Source organism: Xenorhabdus sp. NBAII XenSa04, assembly GCF_963866145.1.
Taxonomy (GTDB): Bacteria; Pseudomonadota; Gammaproteobacteria; order Enterobacterales; family Enterobacteriaceae; genus Xenorhabdus; species Xenorhabdus indica.
The window spans coordinates 1-3,417 of sequence record NZ_CAWMEB010000069.1 but is presented as its reverse complement, the minus strand read 5'-3'; the positions used below and the strand labels follow the sequence as shown (position 1 = coordinate 3,417).

Below are 3,417 nucleotides of genomic sequence, written 5' to 3'. Positions count from 1 at the left end.
CTGCCTGAACCGCCATTGAAAGGGCGATAACAGGCACACTGGCAGAAAATTCCTACCAGTGGGTTACTCTTAGCAAGGGTGAGATTCCTTGACTATCAGATTTTGCCGATAGCTTTTTTACTTTAACGAATTGCGTTATCTAATTCAATAATCGAATGTGTAAGTTTAATAAGTAAGTAAAATGACAGAATGATGCCTTCTGTTCAGATTTAGAGAACAAAAAAACCTGCCTATTTGCGCATTCTCTAAAAATAAGCGACTCAGTCTAGCAGGTGTACTTGACCAAGGTTATATCCATCAGGCCGCCGTCAGAAAAAGTGTATAATAAGGCACAATTGAGTCACATGATGCTGAAAAGGCAAGATTATGAAACCAATAACGAATAATGACCACTTAAGCAGAATTAAGATAACAGGCTACAAATCTATCGCAAAATGTGATTTACAAATAGGAAGCCTGAATGTCCTTATTGGGGCCAATGGTGCCGGAAAATCCAATTTCATTAGTTTCTTTCGTTTAGCCTCCGTACTACTCGAGCAGCGCCTACAATCTCTTGTTGGCAGAATGGGTGGCCCTGACACCCTATTGCATTTTGGTCGTAAAAAAACCGAGTTTATGCGTGCCGAACTTTCTTTTGGTCATAATGGTTATCAATTTGAACTGGAACCGACTAATGATAACCGCATGATGTTTCGTCATGAATCACTCTTTTGCGACAGTAAGAAAGAATATGATATTGGTGCAGGACATTTTGAATCTCAGATTAATCAATATCATACAAGCCTTGAAAATGACACCTTACCAACCACACTTCGTTGGCGGGTATATCATTTTCATGACACGAGCGACAGTGCCAAAGTTAAACAAACTCACCGTATTAATGATAATGATTATCTGCGGGAAGATGGGGCTAATTTAGCGGCGTTTCTGTATCGCCTGCAAAAACATCACCGGCAACATTATACCCGCATTATCAAAACTATTCAGATGGTTGCACCTTTTTTTGGTGATTTTTACTTGCGGCCTACACCGGATAATGCCGACTACATTCAGCTTGAATGGACAGAAAAAGAGCAGGACATTCCTTTTAAAGCCAGTGAATTATCTGACGGCACGTTGCGTTTTATTTTATTAACAACAGTGCTGCTACAGCCCGAAGATTACATGCCCGACTCGATTATTATTGATGAACCCGAGCTGGGACTCCATCCTTATGCGATCAACGTACTGGCCGGGCTGATTAAAAATGCCAGTAATCAACACCAACTAATTATTTCTACTCAGTCCGTTGAGCTGGTCAACCAGTTTGATGCTGATGACCTGATTGTGGTCGACAAACAACAAGGCACTTCCACTTTTAAGCGACTGGATAATGAAACGCTGTCCGAATGGCTTGAAGACTATAGCCTGGGTGAATTATGGAAGAAAAATTTACTCGGCGGGAGACCACAGCGATGATCCGTATCAATGTTTTTGTAGAAGGACAGGCGGAAGAAACTTTCGTGCGGGATGTGCTGGCGCTTTATTTTTTTGCACAACAGATCTACCTGACCCCCATATTAGCTCAGACAAGTTCCAGCCAGAAAGGTGGGATCACGAGTTATGGCAAAGTAAAACACCAAATTACCCGCTTATGCCGACAAGATCCCGGCGCATTCGTCACCACACTTATCGACTACTACGGCTTGCCTACCGATTTCCCTGACTATAATGCACAACGAGATAGTACTGCTAACGAACGGGTCGTGCAACTGGAGCAGGCTTTTGCAAATGATATCGGACAGGCTAATTTTATTCCCAATCTGTTATTGCATGAATTTGAAGCTTTACTATTCTGCCAACCCGAAAAATTTGCAGACTGGCTTGATGACAATGCCCCGATTGCCGCACTACAAGCGATCAAAGATACATTTGATACGCCTGAAGATATCAATAACAGCCCACAAACTGCGCCATCTAAACGCATTTTGGCCATCATTCCCAATTATCATAAAACATTACATGGCCCACTGATCGTTGGTGATATTGGCTTAGATACCATTTGTTCCCAATGTCCGCATTTCAGTCAGTGGCTAAATAAGCTGACCACAATGCTAATGTAATGGGGTAATAATCCTGGACCCCACAGACCTGCTATGCTGATTAATATCAATGTGGAGATACCATAAAACTGAAAAAACAAGGCCCTAATACTCCACTGAATTTCAGCGGAAAGCGATTCGACAAGTGATCCTCCACCAAGAATGGATTGTAGATGTTGCTCATCACAGATGTTCAACATTTTCCCGATGACTATCAATCAATGGAATGCCCCCTGTTATGATGTATGCTCTATAGGCAAAGTAAGATATATATTCATGGAGGGGTCTGTTAGACGTCCTTGTCTGTATTGATGTCAGATAAATATAGGTTATACATCCTATCGTTACTTTGGCTGTTCAGGCCAAACAATATCCGGAGCTGTAGAACAATCTACCCGATTAAGCAGTACCCGGTATTTGCGCCATTCGACCAATGCAGTTTTCTCTTCATCTGTAGCAATATCTAGATCAACGGCGTCCTGTAGTGGAGCAATCCGGTGAAAAAGATCAATCAGAAATTGTTGCTTCTGAGATTCTGCCTGCTGCACTTCATACTGACTATGAGCCTCAATATCTGTCACCCAGTGTGTACCATTCCATTCATCAAATGGGGTTTTCGGTTTCAGTAGCGTTAGTTCAGTGGGAATATCCCCCATTTCTGTTATCTCAATGTGCTGGCGAGTCTGAATATGGTATGCCGTTTTACCCCGGTAATCCGATATGTATTCCCATGATTTGCCGTCAACTGCCCGGCAAATCATCTTATTCGGAGTTTTGGGCAGTTTAGGGGGATCCAGATATGATCCCGCAGACAAAGTAACACCAATAAAAGTACGTTCCTGTTTTGTCCCGATATATTCCCTGCTTATCGTATTTACGCAATAAACCTGTACCCAGCCATAGGATAAAGCAAATCCATTTTCATCAAATTGTACCGGAGATTCTGTTGGCTGAACCATTACCTTCCCCTTACTAAAAATAGCACCGAAACGTTTTTCATCCTATTTTCAGCTGATGTCGGGACAACGTAAGATGCACGAAATTCTCGATCCTCATAAACGTAGCCATTGTCCCCAAATGCGTCGCTGTAAACGTGACTTCCTCTGCCTTGGTCGATGGTGGTGAATGCCCCCATTGTATTATCGTCAATCTCATCTGTTTTACGACCACCTGTCCTGATTACTCCCGTGATATCTCTGATAGCATCAGCCTGAAAGGATCCCAGTGTTCTCCCAACCTCGGGATCAACTCCTCCGGTTTTATCCCATCCACGCGGCACATAACCCCGCCAGTCCGGCAGATTTCCCGAAGGGTAATGTTTGAGTAATTCAGGATA

3 protein-coding genes and 1 pseudogene are annotated in these 3,417 nt (G+C 42.8%); 2 read left to right on the top strand and 2 right to left on the bottom strand.

Going from position 1 to position 3,417, the window contains the following annotated elements; translation table 11 throughout:
* The first annotated feature begins 366 nt into the window (after window positions 1-366).
* Window positions 367-1,458 carry an AAA family ATPase gene (locus AAC147_RS03645; protein WP_047685639.1) on the top strand — a complete coding sequence of 364 codons (1,092 nt, stop codon included), beginning with the start codon at window positions 367-369 and terminating at the stop codon, window positions 1,456-1,458.
* A complete protein-coding gene (locus AAC147_RS03640) occupies window positions 1,419-2,102 on the top strand; it encodes a DUF4276 family protein (RefSeq protein ID WP_231571595.1) in 684 nt (227 codons plus the stop codon). The genes AAC147_RS03645 and AAC147_RS03640 overlap by 40 nt, the downstream gene beginning before the upstream one ends.
* A 323-nt stretch (window positions 2,103-2,425) precedes the next feature.
* On the opposite strand, the gene AAC147_RS03635 is transcribed toward AAC147_RS03640, so the two are convergent.
* Window positions 2,426-3,040 (bottom strand): tail fiber assembly protein, encoded by a 615-nt coding sequence (locus tag AAC147_RS03635; RefSeq protein WP_047685635.1) that lies wholly within the window; start codon window positions 3,038-3,040, stop codon window positions 2,426-2,428.
* Window positions 3,040-3,417 (bottom strand): annotated as a pseudogene (locus tag AAC147_RS03630) (phage tail protein); the annotation flags it as partial. The pseudogene AAC147_RS03630 and the gene AAC147_RS03635, both read right to left, overlap by 1 nt.

What these genes read in the sequence shown, in the direction of transcription:
- AAC147_RS03645 (WP_047685639.1), top strand. Translation starts at nt 367, where the DNA reads ATGAAACCAATAACGAATAATGACCACTTAAGCAGAATTAAGATAACA.
- AAC147_RS03635 (WP_047685635.1), bottom strand. Translation starts at nt 3,040, where the DNA reads ATGGTTCAGCCAACAGAATCTCCGGTACAATTTGATGAAAATGGATTT.
- AAC147_RS03640 (WP_231571595.1), top strand. Translation starts at nt 1,419, where the DNA reads ATGGAAGAAAAATTTACTCGGCGGGAGACCACAGCGATGATCCGTATC.